At 61.3% G+C, this 25548-nt stretch carries 28 protein-coding genes and 2 tRNA genes; 19 read left to right on the top strand and 11 right to left on the bottom strand.

The window, feature by feature from the left end; genetic code table 11:
* Positions 1 to 81: 81 nt before the first annotated feature.
* The 5 genes from mscL to J2X43_RS08000 all read left to right on the top strand — a co-directional run bounded on the left by mscL (position 82) and on the right by J2X43_RS08000 (position 6250).
* On the top strand, positions 82 to 513 hold the full coding sequence (gene mscL, locus J2X43_RS08020) for a large conductance mechanosensitive channel protein MscL (protein WP_112387538.1): 432 nt from the start codon (positions 82 to 84) through the stop codon (positions 511 to 513).
* A gap of 127 nt (positions 514 to 640) precedes the next feature.
* The gene (locus J2X43_RS08015) at positions 641 to 1807 is read left to right on the top strand and encodes a pyridoxal phosphate-dependent aminotransferase (RefSeq protein WP_310293056.1); all 1167 of its coding nucleotides are present in this window, start codon (positions 641 to 643) and stop codon (positions 1805 to 1807) included.
* A gap of 202 nt (positions 1808 to 2009) precedes the next feature.
* Positions 2010 to 3044, top strand: a complete 1035-nt coding sequence (gene galE / locus J2X43_RS08010; protein ID WP_112387703.1) for a UDP-glucose 4-epimerase GalE — start codon at positions 2010 to 2012, stop codon at positions 3042 to 3044.
* Positions 3045 to 3155: 111 nt separating this feature from the next.
* Complete coding sequence (locus tag J2X43_RS08005; protein WP_310293053.1) at positions 3156 to 5129, top strand: EAL domain-containing protein; 1974 nt, start codon at positions 3156 to 3158, stop codon at positions 5127 to 5129.
* Between the two features lie 62 nt (positions 5130 to 5191).
* Positions 5192 to 6250, top strand: a complete 1059-nt coding sequence (locus J2X43_RS08000) for an enoyl-CoA hydratase/isomerase family protein (protein WP_310293050.1) — start codon at positions 5192 to 5194, stop codon at positions 6248 to 6250.
* Here the strand turns inward: J2X43_RS08000 and J2X43_RS07995 are convergent.
* From J2X43_RS07995 to J2X43_RS07985, 3 genes are all read right to left on the bottom strand, one after another.
* On the bottom strand, positions 6247 to 8307 hold the full coding sequence (locus tag J2X43_RS07995) for an ATP-dependent helicase (protein WP_310293047.1): 2061 nt from the start codon (positions 8305 to 8307) through the stop codon (positions 6247 to 6249). The genes J2X43_RS08000 and J2X43_RS07995 overlap by 4 nt on opposite strands.
* 93 nt (positions 8308 to 8400) lie before the next feature.
* Positions 8401 to 8673 (bottom strand): hypothetical protein, encoded by a 273-nt coding sequence (locus J2X43_RS07990; RefSeq protein WP_310293044.1) that lies wholly within the window; start codon positions 8671 to 8673, stop codon positions 8401 to 8403.
* Between the two features lie 95 nt (positions 8674 to 8768).
* On the bottom strand, positions 8769 to 8906 hold the full coding sequence (locus tag J2X43_RS07985) for a hypothetical protein (protein WP_162698714.1): 138 nt from the start codon (positions 8904 to 8906) through the stop codon (positions 8769 to 8771).
* 162 nt (positions 8907 to 9068) lie between these two features.
* Between J2X43_RS07985 and J2X43_RS07980 the strand changes: the two genes are divergently transcribed.
* Positions 9069 to 9335 carry a hypothetical protein gene (locus tag J2X43_RS07980; protein WP_310293038.1) on the top strand — a complete coding sequence of 89 codons (267 nt, stop codon included), beginning with the start codon at positions 9069 to 9071 and terminating at the stop codon, positions 9333 to 9335.
* 252 nt (positions 9336 to 9587) lie between these two features.
* On the opposite strand, the gene J2X43_RS07975 is transcribed toward J2X43_RS07980, so the two are convergent.
* The 3 genes from J2X43_RS07975 to J2X43_RS07965 all read right to left on the bottom strand — a co-directional run bounded on the left by J2X43_RS07975 (position 9588) and on the right by J2X43_RS07965 (position 10507).
* The gene (locus J2X43_RS07975) at positions 9588 to 9830 is read right to left on the bottom strand and encodes a DUF982 domain-containing protein (RefSeq protein ID WP_112387545.1); all 243 of its coding nucleotides are present in this window, start codon (positions 9828 to 9830) and stop codon (positions 9588 to 9590) included.
* 227 nt (positions 9831 to 10057) lie between these two features.
* On the bottom strand, positions 10058 to 10225 hold the full coding sequence (locus tag J2X43_RS07970; RefSeq protein WP_112387546.1) for a Thivi_2564 family membrane protein: 168 nt from the start codon (positions 10223 to 10225) through the stop codon (positions 10058 to 10060).
* A gap of 207 nt (positions 10226 to 10432) precedes the next feature.
* Positions 10433 to 10507: transfer RNA gene (locus J2X43_RS07965), tRNA-Thr, on the bottom strand.
* A gap of 154 nt (positions 10508 to 10661) precedes the next feature.
* Between J2X43_RS07965 and J2X43_RS07960 the strand changes: the two genes are divergently transcribed.
* From J2X43_RS07960 to J2X43_RS07910, 11 genes are all read left to right on the top strand, one after another.
* Positions 10662 to 10856, top strand: coding sequence for a hypothetical protein (locus J2X43_RS07960; protein WP_310293036.1), 195 nt, complete (start codon positions 10662 to 10664; stop codon positions 10854 to 10856).
* A 105-nt stretch (positions 10857 to 10961) separates the two neighbouring features.
* Positions 10962 to 12254 carry a UDP-N-acetylglucosamine 1-carboxyvinyltransferase gene (gene murA / locus J2X43_RS07955; RefSeq protein ID WP_112387548.1) on the top strand — a complete coding sequence of 431 codons (1293 nt, stop codon included), beginning with the start codon at positions 10962 to 10964 and terminating at the stop codon, positions 12252 to 12254.
* Between the two features lie 143 nt (positions 12255 to 12397).
* Positions 12398 to 12835 (top strand): DUF2948 family protein, encoded by a 438-nt coding sequence (locus J2X43_RS07950; RefSeq protein WP_310293033.1) that lies wholly within the window; start codon positions 12398 to 12400, stop codon positions 12833 to 12835.
* Positions 12836 to 12888: 53 nt separating this feature from the next.
* Positions 12889 to 14187 carry a histidinol dehydrogenase gene (gene hisD / locus J2X43_RS07945; RefSeq protein WP_310293031.1) on the top strand — a complete coding sequence of 433 codons (1299 nt, stop codon included), beginning with the start codon at positions 12889 to 12891 and terminating at the stop codon, positions 14185 to 14187.
* Between the two features lie 3 nt (positions 14188 to 14190).
* Complete coding sequence (locus tag J2X43_RS07940; RefSeq protein WP_310293027.1) at positions 14191 to 14664, top strand: UPF0262 family protein; 474 nt, start codon at positions 14191 to 14193, stop codon at positions 14662 to 14664.
* Positions 14661 to 15146: a low molecular weight phosphatase family protein gene (locus J2X43_RS07935; protein ID WP_405049570.1), complete on the top strand. Its 486-nt coding sequence runs from the start codon at positions 14661 to 14663 to the stop codon at positions 15144 to 15146. The genes J2X43_RS07940 and J2X43_RS07935 overlap by 4 nt, the downstream gene beginning before the upstream one ends.
* Before the next feature lie 120 nt (positions 15147 to 15266).
* On the top strand, positions 15267 to 15485 hold the full coding sequence (gene infA / locus J2X43_RS07930; protein ID WP_003545338.1) for a translation initiation factor IF-1: 219 nt from the start codon (positions 15267 to 15269) through the stop codon (positions 15483 to 15485).
* A 45-nt stretch (positions 15486 to 15530) separates the two neighbouring features.
* A complete protein-coding gene (locus J2X43_RS07925; protein ID WP_112513984.1) occupies positions 15531 to 16151 on the top strand; it encodes a Maf-like protein in 621 nt (206 codons plus the stop codon).
* Positions 16152 to 16166: 15 nt separating this feature from the next.
* Entirely contained in the window at positions 16167 to 16379 is a 213-nt protein-coding gene (gene yacG, locus J2X43_RS07920) for a DNA gyrase inhibitor YacG (RefSeq protein ID WP_112387554.1), read from the top strand.
* A 182-nt stretch (positions 16380 to 16561) separates the two neighbouring features.
* Positions 16562 to 16637 (top strand) — tRNA-Phe (locus J2X43_RS07915).
* Positions 16638 to 16761: 124 nt separating this feature from the next.
* Positions 16762 to 17118: a VanZ family protein gene (locus J2X43_RS07910; RefSeq protein ID WP_310293019.1), complete on the top strand. Its 357-nt coding sequence runs from the start codon at positions 16762 to 16764 to the stop codon at positions 17116 to 17118.
* A 13-nt stretch (positions 17119 to 17131) separates the two neighbouring features.
* Here J2X43_RS07910 and J2X43_RS07905 read toward each other — a convergent pair whose 3' ends face one another.
* Entirely contained in the window at positions 17132 to 18343 is a 1212-nt protein-coding gene (locus J2X43_RS07905; protein ID WP_310293016.1) for a TIGR03862 family flavoprotein, read from the bottom strand.
* Positions 18344 to 18459: 116 nt separating this feature from the next.
* Here J2X43_RS07905 and J2X43_RS07900 point away from each other — a divergent pair, with 116 nt between their 5' ends.
* Positions 18460 to 18888 (top strand): OsmC family protein, encoded by a 429-nt coding sequence (locus tag J2X43_RS07900; protein ID WP_310293013.1) that lies wholly within the window; start codon positions 18460 to 18462, stop codon positions 18886 to 18888.
* 109 nt (positions 18889 to 18997) lie between these two features.
* Complete coding sequence (locus tag J2X43_RS07895) at positions 18998 to 19891, top strand: DMT family transporter (RefSeq protein WP_112387557.1); 894 nt, start codon at positions 18998 to 19000, stop codon at positions 19889 to 19891.
* Between the two features lie 3 nt (positions 19892 to 19894).
* On the opposite strand, the gene J2X43_RS07890 is transcribed toward J2X43_RS07895, so the two are convergent.
* The 4 genes from J2X43_RS07890 to J2X43_RS07875 form a co-directional block, all read right to left on the bottom strand.
* On the bottom strand, positions 19895 to 20920 hold the full coding sequence (locus tag J2X43_RS07890) for a polysaccharide pyruvyl transferase family protein (protein ID WP_310293009.1): 1026 nt from the start codon (positions 20918 to 20920) through the stop codon (positions 19895 to 19897).
* 39 nt (positions 20921 to 20959) lie between these two features.
* A complete protein-coding gene (locus J2X43_RS07885) occupies positions 20960 to 22450 on the bottom strand; it encodes a lipopolysaccharide biosynthesis protein (RefSeq protein ID WP_310293005.1) in 1491 nt (496 codons plus the stop codon).
* A 59-nt stretch (positions 22451 to 22509) separates the two neighbouring features.
* Complete coding sequence (locus J2X43_RS07880) at positions 22510 to 23439, bottom strand: glycosyltransferase (protein WP_310293002.1); 930 nt, start codon at positions 23437 to 23439, stop codon at positions 22510 to 22512.
* 514 nt (positions 23440 to 23953) lie between these two features.
* Positions 23954 to 25513 (bottom strand): VOC family protein, encoded by a 1560-nt coding sequence (locus tag J2X43_RS07875; protein ID WP_310292999.1) that lies wholly within the window; start codon positions 25511 to 25513, stop codon positions 23954 to 23956.
* Between the last annotated feature and the right edge of the window lie 35 nt (positions 25514 to 25548).

Raw genomic sequence — 25548 nt, 5'->3', positions numbered from 1 at the left:
AACAATTGAATAATTATGGCGGACATGTAGCTAATAAACCACGGACTGTCAGTGAGTGCGCATCAGAGGGAGACAGATCGGATGCTCAACGAATTCAAAGCGTTTATTGCCCGCGGTAACGTCATGGACCTTGCGGTCGGTGTCATTATCGGCGGCGCTTTCGGCGGTATCGTCAAGTCGCTTGTCGACGACATCATCATGCCGATCGTCGGCGCCATCTTCGGCGGCTTCGACTTCTCGAACTATTTCATTGGTCTCTCATCGGCCGTCAACGCTCCGACGCTGGCTGCCGCCCGCGCGCAGGGCGCTGTCTTTGCCTATGGCAATTTCATCACCGTCCTCATCAACTTCCTCATCCTCGCATGGATCATCTTCCTGATGGTCAAGGCCGTAAACATGCTGCGCAAGCAGATCGAGCGTAACGAGGAGAAGGCCGCGGAAGACGCGCCGCCGCCGGCAGACGTGGCGCTGCTGACGGAAATCCGCGATCTTCTGGCCAAGCGTCCGGCCTGATTTCAGCGCCTTCGAGCCCTGCTGTCAGGCAGGGCTCCATCCATCACGAAAATCGATGTGACATCACGCATTCTCATTGGGATTTGCGCCTGGTTTTGTTCTATGAAGGCCAAAACCGGAGTCCTTCATGTCGATCGTCAATAGCCTCAGCCCGCGCGCCATCACGGCACCCGAAAGCGGGATCGTCGAAGTCGTCAATTATGCCCGCGGCCGCGAAGGCCTGCTGCCCCTTTGGGTCGGCGAAGGTGATCTGCCGACCCCCGATTTCATCAGCAAGGCTGCGATGGATGCGCTGGCGGCCGGTGAGACCTTCTACACCTGGCAGCGCGGCATTCCCGAACTGCGCCAGGCGCTTTCCGACTACTATGGCCGTCATTTCGGTGTGACGCTCTCTCCGGAACATTTCTATGTCACCGGTTCCGGCATGCAGGCGATCCAGATTGCCGTGCAGGCGATGACCTCGCCGGGCGACGAGATCGCCTATCTGACGCCCGCCTGGCCGAATATAGCAGCCGCGCTTGAAATCGCCGGCGCCCGTTCGGTGGGCGTCGAACTTCAGTTCGAAGGCGGCAAATGGGCGGTCGATCTCGACCGCATCGAGGCCGCGATCACGCCGAAGACCAAGGGCCTCTTCGTCAACACGCCGTCGAACCCGACGGGCTGGACGGCGACGAAGCAGGATCTGGCACAGATTCTCGAGATCGCCCGCAAGCACGGTCTCTGGATCATGGCCGACGAGATCTATGCCCGCTACTTCTACGCTGGCGGCCGCGCGCCTTCGTTCTTCGACGTCATGGAACCGGGCGACAAGATCTTCTTCGTCAATTCCTTTTCTAAGAACTGGTCGATGACCGGCTGGCGCGTCGGCTGGATCGTCGGCCCGCCGGAAACCGGGCAGGTGCTGGAAAACCTGATCCAGTATTCGACCTCGGGCGTTGCGCAGTTCATGCAGAAGGGCGCCGTCGCAGCGCTCAACCACGGCGATGATTTCGTCGCCGCCAACATTCGCAAGGCCACCGAAGCCCGCGATATCCTCTGCGACGCCCTGATTGCCACCAATCGCGTCGAGACGCTGAAGCCCGATGGCGCTCTCTATGCGTTCCTCAAGATCGACGGCGTTACCGACAGCCGCAAGGCTGCGATCGATATCGTCGACAAGACCGGTGTCGGCCTGGCGCCGGGTGCGGCTTTCGGCGCGGGCGGCGAACTCTTCCTGCGCGCCTGTTTCCTGCGCGATCCGGCCCAGGTTCGCACCGCCGCCGAGCGTCTTTGCGACTACATCATGAGCCGCTGAGATCGGAATGCCCGGCGCCATCAGCCGGGCATCTGCCCCGTGTTTGGCCGGTTCGATAAAATTGTAGCGAAAGCCGAAATCAGCCTCTAACCACAGCCGCAAACTTACCCGCCGGAACGGCCCAAAACGGGCCTTCGATAAGAAAATCCGAAAGGGAAAACCCGTCTGATGCCCCTGTGCGATAAAACAGGGAATGCGGGACATGGCAATCTTGGTGACGGGCGGCGCTGGCTATATCGGCAGCCACATGGTCTGGACACTGCTTGAGGCGGGTGAAGAGGTGGTCGTGCTCGATCGCCTATCGACCGGCTTTCGCTGGGCGGTTGCGCCTGCGGCCCGCTTCTATCTCGGCGATGTTGCCGATCCCGATATTCTGCGGACGATCTTCATCGAAAACGACATAGAGGCCATCATCCATTTCGCCGGTTCCGCCGTCGTACCGGTGTCGGTTTCAGATCCGCTCTCCTATTACGACAACAATTCCGGCAAGACGCGCGCGTTGCTCAGCGCGTCTATCGAAGCCGGCGTACGCCATTTCGTCTTCTCATCGACCGCTGCTGTCTATGGACCGCAGCCGAGTTCCGATCCGGTCAAGGAGACCGCCAGCCTCAATCCGGAAAACCCTTACGGCCAGTCGAAGCTGATGACCGAGTTCATGCTGCGCGATGCGGCTGCAGCCTATGACTTCGACTACGTGGCCCTTCGCTATTTCAATGTTGCGGGTGCCGATCCCGAGGGTCGCGCCGGTCAGTCCACCAATGGCGCGACGCATCTGATCAAGGTCGCTTGCGAAGCGGCTCTCGGCAAGCGCGACAGCGTCGCCGTCTATGGCATCGACTATCCAACGCATGATGGCACCGGTGTACGCGACTACATCCACGTCACCGATCTCGCCGAGGCGCACCTGAAGGCGCTGCAGCACCTGCGCAAGGGCAAGGGCTCGCTGGTCGCCAATTGCGGTTACGGCTCGGGCTATTCCGTTCTCGATGTGCTGAACATGGTCACGCGTGTCCACGGCCACTCGTTCAAGATCCACATGGCGCCACGCCGCCCGGGCGATTCCGCCAGCGTCGTTGCCGATGCAACGCTGGCGCGACGCCTGCTCGATTGGGCTCCGAAGCATGACTCGCTGGAAACCATCGTTCGCAGCGCGCTCGATTGGGAATTGGAACTGACCCAGCGCCGCGTCGGCGATCTTCAGGGCATCTATCGCGAACTCGCCGCCGCATCGTTCTGATCGCGCTAACATGGTGTTTACCATCTGTCTGAGGATAGAGGGCTAGGGCCGGCGTAAATAAGAAAAAATCAAGCTTTCTCTGGCTGTTTTATGGCCAAGGGAAAAGGGACAATGAAAAGCTTCATCGCTTCGCTACGGCTGCAAAAAGACAACCCGAAGTTCTTGATGGCACAGTTTCAGGCTCTGTCGACACAGATCCCGATTCTCTATGTCCTGCTGATCATCAATTCGCTGGCTGTCGCGATCACCCACATCAAGACCGCGCCGCTCTGGCTGTCGCTCTATATCCCGACCGGCCTCAGTGTCGCCTGCCTGTTCCGCCTCTGCTGGTGGGAGATCAACGGCAAGGAAAACGTCACGCCTGAGCGCGCATACAAGGTGATGCGCGTGACGATCGCCGGCTCCTGCATTCTCACCATCGCCTTCGGCGCCTGGGCCGTCGCGCTCTACAGCTACGGCAATGCCTATCAGCAGGGCCAGATCGCCTACTTCCTCGTCGTAACGGGCATCTCCTGCGTCTTCTGTCTCATGCACCTGCCGGTCGCGGCGATGATCACCACGGTCATCACCTTCACGGCCATGGTGCTGACCTTCCTGTCGTCAGGAAATCCTGTCTTCATCGCCACCGCCGTCAGCGGTCTGTTCCTGATCCTTCCGTTCCTGCGGGTGATCAACAGCTACTTCCAGAATTTCGCCGGTCTCGTGCAGATGACCGAGGAGCTGGAGAAGAAGCAGGCCGAAGCGCATGAGCTGAACCTCGTCAACAGCCGCAATGCGCTTCAGGATCAATTGACCGGCCTTGCCAATCGCCGCAGCTTCTTCCTGTCGCTCGAACGCATGCTGCAAGAGCAGCCGAAGGAGCCGCCGGTTATCGGCATCATCGACCTCGACGGCTTCAAGCCCGTCAACGATATCTTCGGCCATTCGGCGGGCGATCTCGTGCTCAAGGAAACCGCGCGCCGCTTCACCGCGCTTGCCGGCAGCGAGGCTGTGGTTTCCCGTCTCGGCGGCGATGAGTTCGGTATCATCTTTCCACAAGGTATCAGCCGCAGGGCCACCGCCGATCTCGGCCAGGCTCTCTGCGCCTCCGTTCACGAAGCCTTCGAAATTCCCGACGGTTCGGTGCGCGTCTCCGGATCCTGCGGCATCGTCTATCCCGAGGGTGGCGATCTCTCCGCCGAAGATCTCTACGAGAAGGCCGACTTCGCGCTCTATCAGGTGAAGAGCAAGCGCCGCGGCGGCGTCGAATTCTTCTCGGCTGAACACGAGAAGATACTAACCCAGCGCTATCTCATCGAGCTTGAGCTGCAGGCCAACGATTTCGCCAGCGAACTGTCGCTCGAATATCAGCCGATCATCGAGCTCAAGAGCGGCCGCGTCGTCGGCTACGAGGCCTTGGCGCGCTGGGACAGCGCCCGCTTCGGCCGCATTAGCCCCGATGCCTTCATTCCAGCCGCCGAGCGCACGGCCGTCATCGGCCGGATGACCCGCGTGCTGTTCGGTCAGGCGCTCGACGCGCTGAAGCAGATCCCCGATCATCTGCGCCTGTCGTTCAACCTTTCGGCCCGCGACATTTGCGACCACGAAACGTCGATGACGCTTTTGGCGATGATCCATCGCTCCGGCGTCGATCCCAAGCGTATCGAGTTCGAGATCACCGAGACGGCGCTGCTTTCCGATTTCGATACGGCCGACCAGGTCATCGGCGTCCTGCGCGCCGCCGGCATCTCGATCGCGCTCGACGATTTCGGCACCGGCTTCTCCAGCCTCAGCCACATCCATCGTCTCGCCTTCGACAAGCTGAAGATCGACAAGGCCTTCGTGATGAATTTCGATCGCGATATCCGCTCGATGAACATCACCCGCTCCGTCGCCAATCTCTGCCAGAACCTCGGCATCGCATCGGTTGCCGAAGGCGTGGAGAGCGAAGAGGTTGCCGACGGTCTTCGGGCGATGGGCGTGCGGCTGGCGCAGGGCTACCATTTCTCGCGACCGCTGAAGCTCGATGCGGCGATCGACTATGCGCTGCAGCGCGACGGCCTGATGATCGGCCAGGAACCTCTGCACGCGATGCTGCCTTACTGATCCCACTGGAACGAAGTGCCGCGCCTGTCTATTGATATCTGATCAACAAAGGCGCGGCGACCATGCACAAAACATCCGACCGGGAAGTCTTCATCGAACGGCGCGGCAGCGCGGGCATCATCCGCCTCAACCGTCCCAAGGCGCTGAACAGCCTGACGCTGATCATGGTGCGCATGCTGGACGCGGCGCTCGACGAGTTTGAGGCCGATCCTTCGGTTGCGAGCATCGTCGTCACCGGAGAGGGCGAGCGCGGCTTTTGCGCCGGCGGCGATATCCGCGCCCTCCACCAGAGCGGCCTTGCGGGCTCAGAGGAGGCCGAGACCTTCTGGCGCGAGGAATTCGCGCTCAACCACCGCATCGGCAATTTCCCCAAGCCCTATATCGCCGTCATGGACGGCATCACCATGGGCGGCGGCGTCGGCCTATCGGCGCATGGCCGCCACCGGGTCGTCACCGAGCGTACGCGGCTCGCCATGCCGGAAACCGGGATTGGCTATTTCCCGGATGTCGGAGCCACATGGCTGCTGCCGCGCATGCCCGGCGAAACCGGCACCTGGGCAGGGCTGACCGGTCTGGAAATGAATGCCACGGATGCACTCTATGCGGGCCTCGCCGACGTCAAGATCGCCTCCGGGCGCCTGCCCGAGATGATCGATGCGCTGGCCCGTATGCCCGTTGGCTCGTCCTCGACCACCGTCGATGCCCTGCTGAAACATCTCGCCAATCACCCCCATGCCGGTCATCTGGAACACAACCGGGCGATCATCGACCGCGCTTTCCGCTTCGACAGTGTGGAAGACATTCTGACTGCGCTGGCGGCAGAGGAGGGAGCCTTCGCCGCCGAGACGCGCACCGTCATCGCCAAACGCTCGCCGACCAGCCTGAAGCTGACGCTGCGGCTGCTGCGGACGGGCAGGGCGAGCGCCAGCCTGGCAGAATGCCTGAACCGGGAACTGGCTGCCTGCATGCAGATCCTGAAGACGCCCGACTTCTATGAGGGCGTCCGCGCCGCCGTTATTGACAAGGATCGCAATCCGAAATGGAAACCGGCGGATGTCTCGGCGGTCGGCCCTGAAGCCCTTGAGCCGTTTTTCGGCCGCGTCGAGCCCTTGGCGCTTTAGCGCCACATGCCGCGCATGCGTGCGCCGACATCGATCCGCACCTGGCGCGCCTGCTGGCTGGCCGCCGTTTCGGCCTTTGCTTGCTGCCAGCCGCAGACCTCGAAGAATTGCAGCAGCGTTGCCGGGATGAAGCGGGTGCGGGAGGCATAGACATGCCGGTCGCCCTGGGCATTCTGTCCGTGGGTGAAGAAGCGCTGCGGCACGACGAGATCGAGATTGTCCTTGGCCCGCGTCATCGCAACGTAAAGCAGCCGCCGTTCTTCCTCGATCTCCGCACTGCTGCCGACCGCGAGGTCGGAGGGGATGCAGCCGTCCACCACGTTCAGCATGAACACCTTGGTCCATTCCTGACCCTTGGCCGAATGGATAGTGGAAAGGGTCAGATAATCCTCGTCGAGCAGCGGCACGCCAGCCTGATCGCTGGTCGCGTCCGGAGGATCGAGCGTCAGTTCCGTCAGGAAGCGTTCGCGGGAAGGATAACCCGCTGCAATCTGCTCGAGCTGCAGCAGGTCGGCTTGACGCGTCGAGGCATCCTCATGCAGCCGTTCCAGATGCGGCTGATACCATTCGCGCACCAGCCCGATTTCGGCAGGCCACCCCGCCTTGCCGGTCTTCAGCTCCTGCATGACGGACACGAAAGCCGTCCAATCGTCGCCCGAGCGCGGCGGTGCGGCCAGTTCGGCAAGCGCCTGGATCGGGCTCGGATCGGCGGCCATGTGATCAAGCGTCTTTTGCGCCGTCGAGGGGCCGACGCCCGGCAGGATCTGCATCAGCCGGAACCCGGCAACGCGATCGCGCGGATTGAGCGCAAAGCGCAGCGCCGCGAGCATGTCCTTGACATGCGCGCTGTCCAAAAACTTCAGCCCGCCGAATTTGACGAAGGGAATGTTGCGCCGGGTGAGCTCCACCTCCAGCGCGCCGCTGTGATGCGAGGCACGAAACAGCACCGCCTGGCTCTTCAGCTTGACGCCTTCCTCGCGGTTCTCCAGCACCTTGTCGGCGACGAAGCGCGCCTGATCGGCCTCGTCGCGAACGGTCACCAGGCGCGGCCGCTCGGCCGATTGCCGCTCCGTCCAGAGGTTCTTGGTGAAACGCTCAGAGGCAAGGTCGATGACGGCATTGGCGGCCGCCAGGATCGGCTGTGTCGAGCGGTAATTCCGGTCGAGCGTCACGATATTGGCGGCAGGCGTGAACGAGGCCGGGAAGTCGAGAATGTTGCGCACCGTCGCGGCGCGGAAGGAATAGATCGACTGCGCATCGTCGCCGACGACGGTCAGGCCGTGTCCGCCCGGCTTCAACGCCAGCAGAATAGAGGACTGCAGCCGGTTGGTATCCTGATATTCGTCGACCAGAACATGATCGAAGCGGCTGCCGATATCCTCGGCAATCATTGGCTCTGCAACCATCTGCGCCCAGTAGAGCAGCAGGTCGTCGTAATCGAGCACGTTCTGCGCCTGCTTGGCCTCGACATAAGCGCCGAAGAGATCGCGCAGCTGGTTCTCCCAGGTGGCGCACCAGGGAAAGGCATCGCGCAGCACCAGCGGCAGCTCACCCTCCGAATTGACCACTCGCGAATAGATCGCCAGGCACGTCCCCTTGGTCGGGAAGCGGTTCTCTGTCTTCGAGAAGCCGAGATCGTGCCGGATGATGTTCATCAGGTCGGCGCTGTCTTCGCGGTCGTGGATTGTGAAGGCCGGATCGACACCGATCTGCTCTGCATAGTCGCGCAACAGCCGCGCGCCGATACCGTGAAACGTGCCGCTCCAGGCGAGCGCATCGGCCATGATGCCGGAATTGGCGCCGAGCACTTCGGCGCAAATGCGCTCGACGCGCCGCGCCATCTCGGAGGCGGCCCGGCGCGAGAAGGTCATCAGCAGGATGCGGCGCGGATCGGCGCCCTTGACGATCAGATGCGCGACACGGTGCGCCAAGGTATTGGTCTTGCCGGAACCGGCGCCGGCAATGACCAGCAGCGGTCCCGCGACATGGCTCCCCTCGATGAGGGTCCCATGCTCCACGGCCATGCGCTGTTGCGGGTTGAGCTTTTCGAGATACATCCAGCCGTCCGGTTGGCGCCCGCGCGCAAGAGCGGCACGGACAAATAAGACGTTCCTTGAATGTTCTTGATAGTGATTCCTGTCAAGCGCGCGTCAGTAGACGAAGTCGGAAACCACTTCCTGGCGCGTCAGCTTCAGCGTCCTGTCCGGCTGCAGAATATAGGTCTCCTGCACCTTCTGGCCGCTCGAATTGTAGAAGCTGTTATAGACATAGCTGCCGGGCGGCGATTTCGTCAGCTTGGAGCGGGCAGGGCCGCCATAGGTGAGGCTGCCCGGGATGGGCGTCGGCCCGGCGCCGCTATCGGCAGCGCTACAGGCCACCAGTATGGCGGCGGCGGTGAAAACCGGAACGATGACCTTGAACATGAGAGTTGCCCCCTTCGACCCCTTCATTGATATGGCGCCAAAGATCCGCTTCGCCAAGTAGAGAGCGTTGAAATTTGCGGGGGCAGAGTGGTGCGCTACTTCGGCTCCGGCTGCTGTATCGTTTTCGGCGGCGTGTCATCGTTGCTGCCGCCCTGCTCGAAGGGCTTGATGACGAGAATACTGAGAACGGATGCCACCATGAGCGCGACGATGATCAGCATCAGTGTTTTCATGATTAATTCTACTTCGTCCGGCCACGTTGTTTTCAACCCTATTGAACAGTCCGCTTGCCCGAAAAGTTCCGGCAAGTGCGCGTGAAATCGTGCGAAGAAAAGCGGGGAACCAAAGCCGCCCTTCAAGGGTTGATTGGGCGGATTTCAACGCTGGAGAGAGTCATGAGGACGTTTATCCGTATGGGGGTTCCAGCCCTTTTAATTGCCTCCGCCGCATTTGCCATTCCCGCATCCGCCTCTCTGGAAACCGATGTCGATTATTACTCGGCTCTGCCGCAGGATCAGATCGCGCTCAACGAATATACCAGCACCGTCGCCTGCCAGCCGGCCGAGGCGCATTACGTGCCGTCCTTCATCCGCGCGCCTGATGGTACGATCATGGGCGTCGGCTATGTGGAAGTCGAAAGCCAGAGCGATACCGGCTGCTGAAAGCGTGAAATATTCGAAGTATTTCCGCAAATTATCTCTGTTCGAGGCTCGTCTGCATAAGCAGAGGGTGACGAGCCTCTGACCATCATCATGATGGCTGCCGATGTTTTATTGTCGGCCTGCGCCGGCGCGCAACGGCAATACTTGGCCTATCCAGTCCGTCCTTCACCGTTGGTTAAATGAAAATAAACAGCCGTCCCGTTCCGGCACGCCGCCGTCAGGGTCGCTGTTTAGGGCCGAAGCTGTCGCCGGTCAGTGAAGCCTGAGCTTCGCCTCTTCGGCCGCTGCCACAAACTCGAGCCGCGCCTCTTCCGCCGTCTTGCGGCCATCAAGTGCTGCACGGCAGGTGCTGCGGGCTTTCAGATAGCGCAGACCGCGCGCCGCGGGCCAGAGATCGGCAAGGCACTTCAATGCATCGAACGGACCGTTGACGGTACGGGCATCGGTATCCTCGAAGCCGACCTTGACCGGACTATCCCATCTGTCAGTTGCCATAGGCGTATTCCTCCAGTGTTTACGCCAAACGCGCACAACGCCCCTCGTGTTCCTCCCGAGAGGCTCGTGCTGAGAGTATATTAGCGGGTTATTTTGGCGGGGCAATGGGGGATTTGAACTGAACTTGGCCAGATCGGCCATCTCACATTGGAGGAGATGCCGAGGGCGAACGTGTGGCCGTGCTCCGTGCGGGAATTGTGGCCCGGCAAAAGCCGGGCCCCCGGATCCTAGAAGACAGCTAGGTATTTCAGCAGCGACACAATACCGATGATGATCACGATAATCTGCACGATCTGCCGTGTGCGGCCATCGATCGGCAGGCGTTGAACCAAGTACAATACGAGAATGATGACGAGAAACGTGATCAGAATACCGATCAGTATCGAAGCACCCATTTATCCCCACTCCTATCCAAAAAGCCTTTCGGCGACAGGGATTTAACTATGGGGCAACAAGTCAAAGAAAAGGGGGAGGTCTGAAACTTGATAAATTGCTTTGTCGGAGCGGTGCCGCCATTCATGTTGGCGACGGCACATTCCAGGTGACCGTGCAGGATCAGCCTAAGCCTAAGCCGGGGGTTTGTGGATTATCTGAAGAAAAACTGGTGCTGCCGAGTGGGATTGAACCACCGACCTCACCCTTACCAAGGGTGTGCTCTACCACTGAGCTACGGCAGCAGGACCAGGAACGCTTCGAGCCATCAGGCTGTGTTGCGTGGACGGGGCGCCTATTGCCACAGGTTCCGGACAAGCGCAAGCCGCAATTTCGAACTTCACGTGGATTAACGAGGAAGGCCTTTTGGCGGGAGCGGGAATCCGCTAAGCAGAATGCATGGAAGACAATAGCGAAAAGCCTGTAAATGGCCGCAAGGCGGCAATCGAGGAGCAGGCGCGGCTGAGGCGCGAGCGGGCTGCGGAAAAACTCCGGGAAAATCTTTCGAGGCGCAAGCAGCAGGTCCGGGCGCGCCGTTCCGGGCAGGCAGACGAGACGATTGGCCTGCCTGCCGCAAAAATGGACGAATCGTAATGTTGGCTCCGCGGCGAATTGAAGCGTCGCGGGAATTCGTCTAAAGACCCCCATCCCTTTTAAAGGCAGAACTTTCAGGAAAGGCGGGCGCAGCCCGTAAGCCCCATGGATCGTATCAGAATTGTCGGCGGGAATGAGCTTAACGGCATCATCCCGATTTCCGGCGCCAAGAATGCCGCACTGCCGCTGATGATCGCGTCTCTGCTGACCAGCGACACGCTGACGCTCGAAAACGTGCCGCATCTGGCCGATGTCGAGCTGCTCATGCGCATCCTCGGCAATCACGGCGTCGACGTTGCCGTCAACGGCCGCCGCGAGCGCCAGGACGATGCCTATTCGCGCACCATCCATTTCACCTGCCGCACTATCGTCGATACGACCGCCCCTTACGAGCTGGTCTCGAAGATGCGCGCCTCCTTCTGGGTCATCGGTCCGCTTCTGGCGCGCGAGGGACAGTGCCGCGTTTCGCTGCCGGGCGGTTGCGCCATCGGCACGCGTCCTGTCGATCTCTTCCTCGAAGGCCTGACGGCGCTCGGCGCCAACCTGGAAATCGATAGCGGTTACATCAACGCGACGGCGCCGAAGGGCGGCCTGATCGGCGCCAAGTACACCTTCCCGAAGGTTTCGGTCGGCGCCACCCATGTGATGATGATGGCGGCAACGCTTGCCCGCGGCACGACTGTCATCGGCAATGCCGCCCGCGAGCCTGAAGTCGTCGATCTCGCCAACTGCCTGATCGCCATGGGCGCCAAGATCACCGGTGCCGGCACGCCGACGATCACCATCGAAGGCGTGCAGTCGCTCTCGGGCGCCCGCCACCGGGTTCTGCCGGACCGTATCGAAACCGGCACCTATGCCATGGCCGTTGCCATGACCGGTGGTGACGTCGTTCTCGAAAACACCGACATGGCGCTGCTCGAAACCGCATTCGAAACGCTGCGCCGCGCCGGTGCCGATGTGTCGGCGACCAACAGCGGCGTGCGCATCAAGCGCAATGGCGCCGGCATCAAGCCCGTCGATGTCGTCACCGATCCCTTCCCGGGCTTCCCGACCGACCTGCAGGCGCAGTTCATGGCGCTGATGACCCGTTCGTCCGGCGTCTCGCATGTCACCGAAACCATCTTCGAAAACCGCTTCATGCACGTGCAGGAACTGGCCCGCCTCGGCGCCAAGATTTCTCTGTCCGGCCAGACGGCGAAAATCGAAGGCGTTCAGCGGCTCAAGGGTGCGCCTGTTATGGCGACAGATCTGCGCGCTTCCGTCTCACTCGTCATCGCCGGTCTTGCCGCTGAAGGTGAGACCATGGTGTCGCGCGTCTATCACCTCGATCGCGGCTTCGAGCGTCTGGAAGAAAAGCTCACCCGCTGCGGCGCCATCGTCGAACGCGTCAGCGAATAAGGGAAGGGCGGTTTCCGCCCTTTGCTTTCCCCTGCGGGCATTGCGGCATAGCTGTTGCGCATTGCCCTCAGGCGTCCTATTTCCCTTGTCTAACGCATCGCCATACCGGCGATGCGGCATCATCGACCGGGGGTACAGCCTGCATGACCGATCTGAAGCTTCTTGCACTCGACAGTGAAGACCTTGCTGTGGTCTCCGCGCATCTGCAGGACGCCGTTTTCAAGGTCGGCGACATCGCCTGGTCCCCCAAGGACGGCCAGTTTGCCTTCGCCGCTAACCGCTTCGTCTGGGAAGAGGCTGGCGGTAAGCGCAAGGGCTTCGAGCGCCGCCGCGCTGCCCTCGTTTTCAAGCGCGTTCTCGCCGTCCGCTCCACCGGCATCGACCGCAAGCGCCGCGACGAAGTGCTGTCGCTGCTGTCGGTCGTCTTCGAGCCGAAGGGCGAGGGCCCCGAAGGCACGATCGAAATCACGCTGTCAGGTGCGGCCGAGATCGTTCTCGATGTCGAATGCATCGAAGTTCAGCTTGCAGATATCGGCGGAGCATGGGAAACCGCCTCCAAGCCGCGCCATCCGGGCGCTTGACGATCGTCTCTGCGCGGTTTGATGTTTAGCGTTGGTTTGGAAGGAAATTGAGCGTGGCAATCTGGCTGGATCAGGCATCGGATGGTTTCGAGCAGCGTTTCGCCGCTTTTCTGACCACCAAGCGCGAGGTCTCCGAAGACGTCAACATCGCGGTGCGCGCCATCATCGATGACGTGCGCGCCCGCGGCGACGTGGCCCTTGCCGAATATTCGAAGAAATTCGATGGTATCGATTATGCCAAGGTACCGATGCGCGTCACCGAAGCCGAGATCGACGCTGCCGTCGAGGCGGTCCCGGCCGAAGTGCTGGGCGCGTTGAAGGTCGCCGCCGTCCGCATCGAATCCCATCATGCCCGCCAGCTGCCGAAAGACGATATCTACGAAGACACCATGGGCGTCGGCCTCGGTTCGCGCTGGACGGCAATCGAAGCCGTCGGCCTCTATGTTCCAGGCGGTACGGCGAGCTACCCCAGTTCGGTGCTGATGAACGCCGTTCCGGCCAAGGTCGCGGGCGTCGATCGCATCGTCATCGCCGTTCCGGCAACCGGCGGCGTCGTCAATCCGGCGGTACTGGCAGCTGCGAAGCTCGCAGGCGTTTCCGAGATCTACCGTGTCGGCGGCGCGCAGGCGATCGCCGCACTTGCCTATGGCACGGAAACCATCGCCCCCGTTGCCAAGATCACCGGCCCCGGTAATGCATATGTCGCGGCCGCCAAGCGCCATGTGTTCGGCACTGTCGGCATCGACATGATCGCCGGACCATCGGAAGTGCTGGTCATTGCCGACAAGGACAACAATCCGGACTGGATCGCTGCCGATCTTCTGGCGCAGGCCGAACATGACGCGAGCTCGCAGGCGATCCTCGCCACCGATGATGCCGCATTCGCCAAGGCTGTCGAAGCCGCCGTCGAGCGCCAGCTGAAGACGCTGAACCGCGCCGAGACCGCTGCCGCCAGCTGGCGTGATTTCGGTGCCGTCATCCTCGTCAAGGATCTGAAGGACGCCATTCCGCTCGCAAACCGCATCGCGCCCGAGCATCTGGAGCTGGCGGTCGTCGATCCCGATGCGCTTCTCCCGGGCATTCGCAATGCCGGCGCGATCTTCATGGGCGCGCATACGCCTGAAGTGATCGGCGATTATGTCGGCGGCTCCAACCACGTGCTGCCGACGGCGCGTTCGGCGCGCTTCTCGTCCGGCCTTGGAGTGCTCGATTTCGTCAAGCGCACATCGATCCTGCGCCTTGGCCCGCAGCAGTTGCGCGAGCTTGGCCCGGCGGCGATCGCCTTGGCGGTGTCCGAAGGCCTCGACGCCCATGCGCGATCGGTCGCGATCCGCCTCAATCTCGAAAGGTGAGGCATGGCGAAGGGCGACTTCCGGCTTTCTGATGTCGTCCTTGACGACACGATCGGCCGTTCGACGCCCGATGTCGAGCACGAGCGCGCCGTCGCCATCTTCGATCTGATCGAGGAAAATACCTTCGAGCCCGCCGGTCATCCGGGCGGGCCCTACAAGCTCAATATCTCGCTCATCGACAGCAAGCTGGTCTTCGTCATCAGGACGGAGGAAGGCGGCGATGTCGCCACCCACATCCTGTCGCTGACGCCGTTCCGCCGCATCGTGAAAGACTATTTCATGATCTGCGAAAGCTATTACGAAGCGATCCGCTCGGCCTCGCCAAGCCGCATCGAAGCGATCGACATGGGCCGCCGCGGCATCCACAACGAGGGCTCGCAGACGCTGAAGGACAGGCTGAAGGGCAAGATCGACGTCGATTTCGACACCGCGCGGCGCATCTTCACGCTGGTCTGCGTGCTCTACTGGCGCGGATGACCGGGATGGAGCCCGCTCCGCTCACCGCAGAAGGCAAGGCGCCGGGCGCGATCCTCTTCATGTGCGGCATGAACGCCATCCGCTCGCCGATGGCCGAGGCAATCGCCCGGAGCATGCTGCCCGCCAACACCTATATACGCTCGGCAGGCGTTCGCGCCGGCGAGCGGGATCCCTTCGTCGATGTTGTGCTTGAAGAGATCGGCCTTTCGCTCGGCCGCCACCTGCCGAAGACGCTTGAGGAGCTCGAGGACGACTATTTCGACCTGATCATCACGCTGTCGCCGCAGGCCCATCACGCAGCGCTGGAACTGACGCGTGCCAACGCCGTTGAAGTGGTGTATTGGCCGACCATGGATCCGACCGGCGAAACCGGCAGCCGCGACCAGATTCTCGATGCCTACAGAGAGGTGCGGGATCACATTGCGGCGCTGATCGAGAGCCGGCTACTCAGACGAAACGGCATTGCCGCGCAATCGGCCTAAAACAAAAGGAAGAAAGCCCGATCAACAAGGTTCACAAATGACCGTTGATTGTGTAGTTTCCGCCCAAATTTTAAGGTGGCGCAAGTCCGCCATCTCAACCGACAGGAAGAAAAGCCTTATATGCCTAAAGAAGAAGTCCTTGAATTTCCGGGTATCGTGACCGAACTTCTGCCGAACGCGACCTTTCGCGTGAAGCTTGAAAACGAGCACGAAATCATCGCCCACACGGCCGGCCGCATGCGCAAGAACCGCATCCGCGTTCTGGCGGGCGACAAGGTTCTTGTGGAAATGACCCCCTACGACCTCACCAAGGGCCGTATCACCTACCGTTTCAAGTAAGCTTGGGCCGCAAGCCCTCGAGGCTTCCTTTCCGGTCGAGGTTCCATGGCGCTCACATACAAGCTCATCCTGGCTTCCGGTTCTCCGCGACGTGTCGACCTGCTCAATCAGGCAGGCATCGAACCGTCGCGCCTGATGCCGATGGATATCGACGAGGCGCCGAAGAAATCGGAGCATCCGCGCTCGCTGGCCCGCAGGCTCTCGACCGAGAAGGCAGAGGCGGCGCTGTCGGCGATCAAGGGCGATCTGGCCTGGAAGGGCAGCTACATCCTTGCGGCCGATACGGTCGTCGCCGTCGGCCGCCGCATTCTGGGGAAGGCCGAGTTTGCGGATGAGGCTTCCGCCTCGCTCAATCTGCTCTCCGGCCGCAGCCACTGGGTTTACACCGGCGTCTGCCTGGTAACGCCCGATCGCAAGATCCGCCAGAAGATCGTCGAGACCAAGGTGCGCTTCAAGCGCCTCTCCGGTTTCGAGATCGAAAGCTATCTGGCCTCGGGCCAGTGGCGCGGCAAGGCGGGTGCCTATGGCATCCAGGGTCTTGCCGGCAGCTTCGTCCAGAAAATGGTCGGCTCCTACACCAATGTGGTGGGCCTGCCGCTTTATGAAACTATCCTCCTGCTGACCGGCGAAGGCTTCGATGTGCACAGCCGGTGGCCTGAGGGCTAAGCCGGGGGCATCGTCATGTCCGAAGACGAGAATAGAACCACCGCCAAGGTCGAACCGCTTCGCAAGACGCGGCCCTGCCCGGAATGCGGCAAGCCATCGCATCGCGAACATTATCCGTTCTGCTCGAACCGTTGCCGTGAGGTCGATCTCTCGCGCTGGCTGACGGGCGCTTACGCCATCCCCGTTGCCGACGATGAGAAGAAAGCCGAGTACGACGACGAGGAATAGCCTCTAAAACCACAGGCGAAGTCCTTCAATTCACTCGGGAATTTGGAAAAATTCCACAAGCCTCAAAAAACTGTCATTTGACGCTTGCCATGTCCCGACAAGATGCTATAACCCCGCTCGCTTCCGGGGCACACCAAACCCTCCGGTTCTTTCTTCGAAAGAATGCAGGCCGAAGCAGGAATGCCCAGATAGCTCAGTTGGTAGAGCAGCGGATTGAAAATCCGCGTGTCCGTGGTTCAAATCCGCGTCTGGGCACCACTCTTTTTCCTTAAGAAAAGCTTGATCATCGCCTCGCGTTTCGTGGCAGTTGCATGTCGCGGATTAGCCCATTTTGTACTTTTGGCTGAATTGCACCTGCCCGCCATCGGCCTACCCTTCGCCCATGAACAAGATGCTTCTCGTGAGAGTGGCCGCCTGGCTGTCGCTGGCCGCCGTTATCTTTGTCACCGTGTGTCCGATCGAGTACCGGCCGCACGATATCATTGACGTCGATGTCGATCGCGCCATGGCCTTCATGGTGATGGGCATATTGTTCGTCACCGGTTATCCGCGGCGGGTCGTTCTGTGTGCGGTGCTGCTGGTCATCGGTGCCTTCGCGCTGGAGACGCTGCAGTTCCTGTCTCCGACGCGTCATGCGCATTTCGAGGATGCGGCGACGAAGAGCATGGGCGCGCTATTTGGCGTCTTCCTGGCGGAGGTCGTCAACCGCATTAGGGGTATCCGGCACAAGGCGGGATAAGCGCGGGCTGTGTTCAGTCGCGGTCCAGCCACGCAAGCATGCCCTGCGCCGCTGCCTTGCCCGTCGCCATGCATGCGGTCAGCAGATAGCCGCCGGTTGGCGCTTCCCAATCCAGCATTTCGCCGGTGGCGAAGATACCGGGCATGGCCTTCAGCATATAACCGTCATCGATCGCATCCAGCGCAATGCCTCCGGCCGAGGATATGGCTTCGGCAATCGGCCGGGTTGCGGTCAGCGGGATCGCCAGCGACTTGATCCGTGCCGCGAGGTGCTGCGGGTCCTTCAGCACGTCGTCGCCTGCAAGCTCCCGGATCAGCCCTGCCTTGACGGGGTCGAGACCGGCGCCCTTGCGCAGCCGGTTGGAGAGGCTTGCTTTCCGATCCTGCCTGGCGAGGTCGGCCGCCAGCCGTTCGATGGGTCGCCCTGGCGCGAGATCGACAAGCAGCGAGACGGTGCCATGGCGCTCCAGATCGTCGCGAAGGGCGGCTGCATGGGCATAGACAAGGCTACCCTCGATCCCATGCGCCGAGATCACGAATTCGCCGGGAAATGTCCCGGCCGCCGAAGTGGCGGTCACCGCCTTCAACGGCGCCCCGGCAAAACGCTCGCGAAACACTTCGCTCCAGTTGACATCGAAGCCGCAATTGGCAGGGCGGAAAGGCGCGATATCGACGCCTCTCTCCCGCAGCCACGGCCCCCATGCGGCATCGGAGCCGAGCTTCGGCCAGCTCGCGCCGCCAAGCGCCAGCAATGCCGCGTCCGGGCGGATGACCTTCCGGCCTTCCTGGGTTTCGAAAATCAGGCCCCCATCAGCAAATCCGATCCAGCGGTGGCGTTTTGCGATGACCACGCCTTGCGTCTCCAGACGGGCGAGCCAGGCGCGAAGCAGCGGCGAGGCTTTCATGGCCGTCGGGAAGACGCGGCCGGATGATCCCACGAATGTCTCGGTGCCGAGTTCGCCCGCCCAACGGCGGATATCGCCGGGGGTCAGCGCGTCAAGCGCCGGGCGAAGGCGGCTGGAAGTGCTGCCGAAGCGGGCGGTGAACTGCGCGTAGTCCTCGGAATGGGTGATGTTCAGCCCGGATTTCCCTGCCAGCAGAAACTTCCGCGCCACCGTCGGCATGGCGTCATAAACGGTGACCGCATGGCCGGAACCGGCCAGCGTTTCCGCCGCCATCAGGCCCGCCGGGCCGCCGCCGATGATCGCGATCTGTTTTTTCTTCATGGGCTGCCTGATACAGCATTCAAATGCGTCCGTCTCCGGATTTGAGAGAAGCCGTTTCGTTGCGTGTTGCGGCCAAACTCACTATCTCAATCCCATCGCAAATGGAGTGTCGCGGCATGGCCGATCTCAAAGCAAGACCCAGACCCACAGGCGCCAAGGCCGTCCTCGGCCGGACCGGATTTCCGCATGTCACCTCGGCGACGAAGGGCGAGATCGATATCGTCACCAGCCCGTCTCAGCCAGGGTTCAATCCGCTCGATCTTCTCTATTCATCGCTCTCGGCCTGCCTGGTGCTGAGCGCCCGTATCGCCGCCAGCAATCTGGGCGTCCTCGACAAGATCACCGAGATCACCGCTGACGTCACAGGCGAGAAGGCTGTCGAAGGCCTGTCGCGCGTCCAGAAGTTCAACATCGCCTTCTCGATAAAGGGGGAGATCGACGAGGAAACGCGCCAGAAGATCGCGCATCTGGCCGAAGACGAGATCTGCACGGTCAGCAACACGATCCGCGGCAATCCGGAATTCTCGACGGTTATTTCCGGTTGAGCTTTTGTGTCGCGGGTGTCGTTCCCGCGCTATCCTCTTTCGGTTCGATCTGATAACTCGCATCACGGCTGGCGTCTCAATCATGGCTGGCCGGGAAAGCATAGAGATCATGTCGCAGGCCGCCGCCCCTTCCACAGAAGCCGCTCCTTCACAACGTTTCGCGCTGACGGCGCTCATCCTTGGCGGCGCCGCCATCGGTGGTTCGCCGATCTTCGTGCGGCTCTCCGAAGTGGGGCCGATGGCAACGGCCTTCTGGCGCGTCGCGCTGGCGCTGATCCCGATCTTCATCTTCTCGCTGATCAAGAAGGATTCAGGCCCGAAGCCTGAAAAGCTCTCCGATTATGCCATGCTGATCCTGCCGGGCGTCATCCTCGCGGCCGATCTTGCGGCCTGGCACCTGTCGATCACCATGACCTCGGTTGCCAATGCCACGCTGCTTGCCAACCTCGCGCCCGTATTCGTCACCGTCATCGGTTTCGTGGCCTTCCGCGCACCTGTCTCCCGCATTTTCGTGTTGGGGCTGGCGTTGGCGCTGGCGGGCGTGGTGATCCTCAAGGGCGGACCGGCGGCACTCGGCAACGGCGATCTGCGCGGCGATGGCGTGGCGATCATCGCAGCGATCTTCTATGCAGGCTACATCCTGGCAATCGGCCAGCTGCGCAGCCGTTTCGATACGATCCGCATCATGCTGTGGAGCACGGCATCGGCCGCTATTTGCGTCTTCCCGCTGGGCTTCTTCTTCGAGGCACATATGCTACCCCCGACGGCCTATGGCTGGGCGATCGTCTTCGGCCTCGCCTTCATCAGTCACGCAAGCGGCCAGGTGGCAATCGCCTTTGCGCTCGCCTATCTGCCGGCCGCTTTCTCGTCGCTGACGCTGCTGTTGCAACCGGTCGTGGCGGCCATCCTTGCCTGGGTGCTGCTCAATGAGGCGATCGGCCCGATGCAGGCGATCGGCGGCCTCGTGGTGCTCGCCGGGATCATGATCGCCCGGCGAGGCTGAGCCTCAGGCGACAGCCGCCGGCTGCATGCGCCGCGCATCGAGAATGCCAAGCGCTTCGTCGACGGTTGCCGCGATCGCCGCCTTTTCCGCATTGTTGCAGGTGCCCCACGCCTCGATGAAGCTGCTGGTCTTGCCATAGCTGTTGTCGAGCACGCAATGATCAGCACCGATCAGCACGCACATGATGTGGCCGTGCATGCGGTCGGTGATCACCTGGCGGGCAGAGCCCAGCAGCGCCACGCCGCGGTCGAAGCGCTGTTGAGCCCGCTCGCGATAGGCAAGCTCGGTCATCCTGGCGCGTCCGCCGATGCGGCCGGAGAGCAGCCCCTTCAGGATCGCGGCACGCTTCGTCTGCTTCTGGAAATCGGCAGGCTCATCCGGCCAGTCTGATTTCACCGTGCCCGGGCGGCTGGTCGCCGCCGTCAGGTCCTGCGGCGCGCCCACTTCCTGGTCCTCGCGCAGATTGAGCAGTAGTTCGTGCTGCGGCACCGGGCGGGTCACCGGGCCGATGCAGAAGGCCATGTCGGGGCAAAGCCTGACATCGCATTGGAACCAGCGCTTGGCGAATTCGAAACTCTTGTGGTCGCGCACCAGCAGCGTGAAATTGCCGTGCTTCTCAATGGCGCGGGCGGTGCTGTCGATACCAGCCTGTTCCTTGAAGTGGATTGTCTGCGGCATCTGGACGATTGGCCGGCCCTTGTACTTGGTCAGCATGTCCTCGCGGAACTGCCGGTAGCCTGCCCAGATATCCCCGAAATTGCCGCCGCCATGCAGGAAGATCCGGCCATCGCCGATCGCTGCCAGCATGCGCTCGTCGTCATAGGTGGGGATTTCGGTCACATAGGCCGGCCGCGTCTTGCGGCGATCAAAATAGGCAAGTTCCCCCAGCCAGATGGCGCTGTCGCCGATATTGTAGTGGTTCGGGAAATCGAGCAGCGCAAAGCGCTCGGCCGGATCGACGAGGTCGGAAAGGCAATTTGCGATCAGTCCCTGAAGGCGGTTGATGATCGTAATGTTGGTTTCCTGCATATAAGGCTCCTGTTGAAGAGTCTGGCCCAGCCCCGGCGGCTAGGCCTCGGCCCGCTTTCCGAACGGCAGCAAAGACCTGCCGAGCGCGATATAAGGGCGGATGGCGGATCTGCCGAAGACCGGCAGAAAGGCGAGATAGATGACGGCGCCGAGACCGATGCTGAGACCAAGCGATAGCCAGCGGCTCTGCAGGTGTTCGGCGATGAGGGGATGTGCAAACCAGACGCAGACCGCCATGACGGCGCTGCCGCAGAAGGGCAGGGCTACCGACTTGAAGGTGCCGAGCGAGTCGATGCCGGCATAGCGATGCAGCACATATTGCTGGTAGGGCATTGTCAGCCAGGCGCGCAGCACATAGCCGGCGGCAACGGCGAGGATGCCGTAGGGCACAAGCAGCCAGGTCAGCAGCAGGGTTGCGGCGAACTGAAGCGCGGCGACCGAAAGGATCGATTCTGCGCGATTGACTGCCGATAGCGCCGAAGAGGCGAAGAAGTTGGTCACGAACGGCACCGACATCAGCACCAGCACGGTGGCGATATCGCCGGCATTGCCCCACTTGTCGCCGAAGAGCAGCGCGATCACGTCGTTGGACAGGGCGCCGAAACCGAAGAGCAGCGGGATGGTGCCGAGCGCGGCGGCGCCGACGATCTTGTTGTAGGCGTTACGGAAGGCGACGCGATCGTTCTGCAGGCGTGACAGCGTGACCAGCGAGACGCTGCCGATCGGCGCGAGAACGGCTTGGCCGATGAGTTCGATCAGCCGCCAGGCGATACGATAACGGCCGACTTCGACGGCGCCGTACCAGCGGGAGATGAAAATGTCCTGGACGCGGGCCAGCAGCATCCACATCAGCTGAGTGACGACGAGGCTGACGCTGAACAGGAAGACAGAGCGGAACTTCACAACATTGAACCGCAAGCGCGGCATCCAGGGATAGGCGACCCAGCCAAGAACGACAGTGACCGCGGCATTGACCGCCGTCTGCGCGACCAGTGCCCAGATGCCCCAGCCAAGATAGGCGCAGACGACGGCAGTGATGCCGGACAGGAGGCTGGCTGCGATGCTCTGCGCCGCAAGGTTCTTGTGGCCGAATTCACGGGCGAGACGCGCATTGTGGATGACAGCGAGCGACGAGACGGGCAGCAGAGGCGCCAGCCAGCGGAGAATTCCGGCAACGGATTCGTCGCGCACCAGCTCGCCGTAATAGGGCGCGAACACGAAGACCACGGCGGCAATGATGGCGCTGAACGCAACTGTGGCCCAGAAGCAGGTATCGGCCAGCTCCTCATCGAGATCCAGCTGCCGGGTGATGGCATCGCCGAGCCCGGCATAGGCAAGCACGCGGCCGATTTCGACGAACAGGCTGGCGAGCGCGAAAGTGCCGAAGTCGCCGGGCCCGAGAATGCGCGCCAGAATGACGAAGATGATGAAGGTCGCAATCGTGCTCCAGGCCACACGGACAACCGACCAGAGGACGGATAGTGCCGTCTTCTTCTTCAGATCGGCATGCGCAACTGCATGTTCTGCCATTCATCATCCTATCGATTGCAGCCGAAGCTTGGGTCATCGGCGCAAAGAGTGTGCGGGTGTCAGGTGCGGATTGCGCCGGGCGTCTTGCGGCGGGTGCTCTGCCAGTAGGCGATCATTCCCGTCAGATTGTCCCGGAGCTGTCGGCGATAGGTCAGCCCCATCTCCTTGCTCATCGGCTGGCCGCCGATCGCTTCGCGGACAGCCTGGCGGATATCCCAGCGCAGCATGCCGCGCATGTTCGAGCGCTTGTCGAACAGGTATTTCGCATAGAGCGCACCGTTGCCGAAGGCATAGCCGGCGTGCAGGCGATGGATATCTTCGATCTTGCGGCGGCCGTGGAAATGCTTGACCACCAGCTCGGGCACATACTCAACCCGGATACCGGCGTTGAAGGCGCGGTGAATGTAGTCGGTATCCTCGCCGGAGCGGAACGTGGCACCGGCGCCGAAGCGCGGATCGAAATCGCCGACGCGATCGACCAGCGCGCGCGGGAAAACCATGTTGCAGCCATGAATGAATCCGCCGGCATGCAGCTCGTTGTTCAGCACAGCCGGTTCCAGCTCCGTCTTGATGGTAACGGGAAGGTCTCGGGCATCGCCAAGCTCGACCCGGCCGCCGCGCATGACGATCGCATCGTCGGCGGCAAACAGAGCCGCGATGGTCGTGAAGTAGTCCGCAAACACCTCGCAGTCGTCATCCGTGAAGGCCAGCAGACGGCCGGTTGCCGCCGCGATGCCGGAATTGCGGGCATTGGCCAGCCCCGGCAGCGTCTCATGGACAAGATTGGTGTGAAGAGGCGCGACAGCCGCCCAACGGCGAAAGACCTCGGACGTATCATCCGTCGAGCCATTGTCGACAAACACGAGCTCCAATTGCAAATCGTCCGCCTGCCGGGCGGCATTCGCAATGGCATCCAGGCAGTTCAACAGGCCGCCAGCCCGATTTCTCGATGAGATAATCAGGCTGATATCAACGGGCCGAGGAGGCATGCAATTTCCCCTTCTGCGATCGATGTCCGGGCCAAGATAGGTCTGATATCAGAACTCGGCAAGGACTTTTTGCAATGCAGCAAAATAGAACAGGCGCAGAAGAAACAGAAAGAATGAGGTAATTTATAGGCGAGTGAATTTTAGGTAATTAAATTCACGAATGTATTGTCGATCTATTGTAATAAATCGTGATAACTATGGTTACAATTGCTGATTTGATATTTTCGCTATCGTTAGCCATTGAAATTATCGTGTAAGTACGCAGGAATTCTGCTGTGATATAAATAGAAATATGAGAATTTTACATAACGAGAATGCCGTAAAATATCTCCCTTTCTTCGATGCCGCTTTGCGCTGCACAATAGAGAGTTGCAGCCGGTGAAGGCCGAAGATTTAGCGCATGGCGCGCAGTGTAAGCCAAGCTTTCCGGCGGTGATCACACCGGAAAAGCTTCCGCAAGAGTAGGGATGAAAGAACAAATTCCGTCATCGCAAGTCTTTCGCGCCGCGGCTTGCTACTGGCTTTCCTTCAACAGCCACTGCTGAATGATCGGCACGTCGGCATCGCCGAGATCGTGACCGCCGGGGATGACGTCCGAATCGACGGTCGCGCCCGAGGTTTTCAACCGTCCCTCGAGATCGTTGGCATATTTTCCATAGGCGTCTGTCTTGCCGCTGATGACGAGCAGGTCTGTGCCCTTGAGATCGGCATGCGGATAATTCGTTAGAACCGGCATGGAGCGCAGCAGAACCGCCTTATGGATCAGCGACGGGTGCAGGTAGATCAGCGAGTTCAAAAGATTCGCGCCGTTGGAATAGCCAACGAAGACGATCTTCTTCGGATCCAGCCCATACGATTTCACCGCACCGTCGATGAAGGCGGCAAAGGCTTCCGCCTCGCTCTTGATGTCGTCCTGGTCGAAGGAGAAGGGCGTGATCCGCTTGTACCAGCGCGGAAAGCCTTCTTCGGTCGCCCGGCCGCGCACCCCAAGCAGTGTTGCCCGCGGCGCCACCTTGTGCAGCAGCGGCATCAGCGTCGTCTCGTTGCCGCCGGAGCCGTGGAGGAGCACGAAGACGCTGCCATCCGGATCCGGCGGCGTGTAGAAGCGGTGCACGAAGGGCAGATCGCGGTAGTTGACCCTTGGCTCGCCCGGCATCGAAAATTGCGGCAGCACGACCTTTAGATCCTTCAGATCCTTGATCGAATCCTTCGGGGGCAAGAAAAGCTTGGTGCCGAGCGTCGGCGCCGGCTCATCTACCAGCATGCCCGGCTTGTCGGTTGCAAGCTCGATCAGGGTGCCGCCCGGTTCGCGGACATAGAGCGATTTGAAATATTTCCGGTCATGCATGTTGGTTGCCGAGTCCGTCGACTTGGCAAGTGTGTCATGAACCGATGTCAGCTCGGCCTCATCCGCGGCGCGAAAAGCAACGTGATCGATCGTTCCCGTGCCCGGCGCACCGGACCAGAAGCCCTTTGCGTTGCGCACGTCCATGACATCGCCGGAATCGGAGACCAGCCTGTCGATGGCGCCTTTGTTTGCCTGGAAACGATAGCCGAAGTGGCTCTCGATGAAGGCGCGGCTGGCATCGGGCGTTTCGGTCAGCATCGTTGCACCGCGGACTCGCTGTACCGCATGTTCGATCGGAACCGGTCCGTCCGCCCAGGCCGCAGCGCTTTTGAGCTCCTTGCTGCCGGCAAGCTTCAGGATGATGTTGTCGGGATCCTTCAAGCGAAGCACCGGCTCGCCAAATTCGTCGGCCGGGCCTTCCATGCGGATCCCGAAGCTCATGGCGCGCGTTAGCCAGTAGCCGATGCTGGTCGGGTCGATTGCCAGCGCGATCTCGCTGATCTGGCCGAAACCGGCGCGTCCCTGTGAGCCGTCTTCCCAGGCAAGGAAAGTCAGCAGCGAGCCGGGCGTGCCCTCGCCATCGCCATAGAAGAGATGCAGCTGGGTTTCGTCCTCGAAACCGGCAGTCTGTTTGACGAGCCGCATGCCGAGAAAACCGGCATAGAAATCCACATTCGCCTGCACTTTGCGGGTGATGGCGGTGATGTGATGTATGCCAGAAATCATCGAAAGCAGTCCGTATTGCTGGGGAGTGGCGAGAA

Source organism: Rhizobium sp. BE258, assembly GCF_031457345.1.
Classification (GTDB): Bacteria; Pseudomonadota; Alphaproteobacteria; order Rhizobiales; family Rhizobiaceae; genus Rhizobium.
This window is presented reverse-complemented; position numbering and strand designations above follow the sequence as displayed.

Coding starts and splice junctions, on each gene's coding strand:
- mscL (WP_112387538.1), top strand. CDS start 82: ATGCTCAACGAATTCAAAGCGTTTATTGCCCGCGGTAACGTCATGGAC.
- J2X43_RS08015 (WP_310293056.1), top strand. CDS start 641: ATGTCGATCGTCAATAGCCTCAGCCCGCGCGCCATCACGGCACCCGAA.
- galE (WP_112387703.1), top strand. CDS start 2,010: ATGGCAATCTTGGTGACGGGCGGCGCTGGCTATATCGGCAGCCACATG.
- J2X43_RS08005 (WP_310293053.1), top strand. CDS start 3,156: ATGAAAAGCTTCATCGCTTCGCTACGGCTGCAAAAAGACAACCCGAAG.
- J2X43_RS08000 (WP_310293050.1), top strand. CDS start 5,192: ATGCACAAAACATCCGACCGGGAAGTCTTCATCGAACGGCGCGGCAGC.
- J2X43_RS07995 (WP_310293047.1), bottom strand. CDS start 8,307: ATGTATCTCGAAAAGCTCAACCCGCAACAGCGCATGGCCGTGGAGCAT.
- J2X43_RS07990 (WP_310293044.1), bottom strand. CDS start 8,673: ATGTTCAAGGTCATCGTTCCGGTTTTCACCGCCGCCGCCATACTGGTG.
- J2X43_RS07985 (WP_162698714.1), bottom strand. CDS start 8,906: ATGAAAACACTGATGCTGATCATCGTCGCGCTCATGGTGGCATCCGTT.
- J2X43_RS07980 (WP_310293038.1), top strand. CDS start 9,069: ATGAGGACGTTTATCCGTATGGGGGTTCCAGCCCTTTTAATTGCCTCC.
- J2X43_RS07975 (WP_112387545.1), bottom strand. CDS start 9,830: ATGGCAACTGACAGATGGGATAGTCCGGTCAAGGTCGGCTTCGAGGAT.
- J2X43_RS07970 (WP_112387546.1), bottom strand. CDS start 10,225: ATGGGTGCTTCGATACTGATCGGTATTCTGATCACGTTTCTCGTCATC.
- J2X43_RS07960 (WP_310293036.1), top strand. CDS start 10,662: ATGGAAGACAATAGCGAAAAGCCTGTAAATGGCCGCAAGGCGGCAATC.
- murA (WP_112387548.1), top strand. CDS start 10,962: ATGGATCGTATCAGAATTGTCGGCGGGAATGAGCTTAACGGCATCATC.
- J2X43_RS07950 (WP_310293033.1), top strand. CDS start 12,398: ATGACCGATCTGAAGCTTCTTGCACTCGACAGTGAAGACCTTGCTGTG.
- J2X43_RS07940 (WP_310293027.1), top strand. CDS start 14,191: ATGGCGAAGGGCGACTTCCGGCTTTCTGATGTCGTCCTTGACGACACG.
- J2X43_RS07935 (WP_405049570.1), top strand. CDS start 14,661: ATGACCGGGATGGAGCCCGCTCCGCTCACCGCAGAAGGCAAGGCGCCG.
- infA (WP_003545338.1), top strand. CDS start 15,267: ATGCCTAAAGAAGAAGTCCTTGAATTTCCGGGTATCGTGACCGAACTT.
- J2X43_RS07925 (WP_112513984.1), top strand. CDS start 15,531: ATGGCGCTCACATACAAGCTCATCCTGGCTTCCGGTTCTCCGCGACGT.
- yacG (WP_112387554.1), top strand. CDS start 16,167: ATGTCCGAAGACGAGAATAGAACCACCGCCAAGGTCGAACCGCTTCGC.
- J2X43_RS07910 (WP_310293019.1), top strand. CDS start 16,762: ATGAACAAGATGCTTCTCGTGAGAGTGGCCGCCTGGCTGTCGCTGGCC.
- J2X43_RS07905 (WP_310293016.1), bottom strand. CDS start 18,343: ATGAAGAAAAAACAGATCGCGATCATCGGCGGCGGCCCGGCGGGCCTG.
- J2X43_RS07900 (WP_310293013.1), top strand. CDS start 18,460: ATGGCCGATCTCAAAGCAAGACCCAGACCCACAGGCGCCAAGGCCGTC.
- J2X43_RS07895 (WP_112387557.1), top strand. CDS start 18,998: ATGTCGCAGGCCGCCGCCCCTTCCACAGAAGCCGCTCCTTCACAACGT.
- J2X43_RS07890 (WP_310293009.1), bottom strand. CDS start 20,920: ATGCAGGAAACCAACATTACGATCATCAACCGCCTTCAGGGACTGATC.
- J2X43_RS07885 (WP_310293005.1), bottom strand. CDS start 22,450: ATGGCAGAACATGCAGTTGCGCATGCCGATCTGAAGAAGAAGACGGCA.
- J2X43_RS07880 (WP_310293002.1), bottom strand. CDS start 23,439: ATGCCTCCTCGGCCCGTTGATATCAGCCTGATTATCTCATCGAGAAAT.
- J2X43_RS07875 (WP_310292999.1), bottom strand. CDS start 25,513: ATGATTTCTGGCATACATCACATCACCGCCATCACCCGCAAAGTGCAG.